Source organism: Pseudomonas sp. 65/3-MNA-CIBAN-0223, assembly GCF_040310425.1.
GTDB classification, from domain to species: Bacteria; Pseudomonadota; Gammaproteobacteria; order Pseudomonadales; family Pseudomonadaceae; genus Aquipseudomonas; species Aquipseudomonas gregormendelii.
In genome coordinates this window covers 1-249 of sequence record NZ_JBEOPV010000272.1, presented here as the reverse complement: position 1 = coordinate 249, position 249 = coordinate 1, and the positions used below count along the sequence as shown (strand labels likewise).

The following is a 249-nucleotide window of genomic DNA, read 5'->3' as shown; positions in this document are numbered from 1 at the left end:
GGCTCGTACTGTCGTCGGTGATTTTGCGGATGCTATCTCGCAAGTTGTGAAATGGGTCATTGCTCTAGCGCCCTTTGGTATCTTAGGTCTAGTTGCCAATACCGTCGCGGAGACAGGCTTTGGTGCATTAGCGGGTTATGCGCGTATCTTAATGGTACTGGTCGGTTGTATGCTATTTATCGCCTTGGTCGCCAACCCCATTATCGTGCTGATTAAGACGGGCAAAAACCCTTACCCACTGGTATTCAC

General features: G+C 49.8%; 1 protein-coding gene. It reads left to right on the top strand.

The features are described from left to right. Nucleotides 1-249, top strand: a 249-nt coding sequence (locus tag AAEZ09_RS28855; protein WP_350601747.1) for a cation:dicarboxylate symporter family transporter, incomplete at both ends; no start/stop codon positions are given.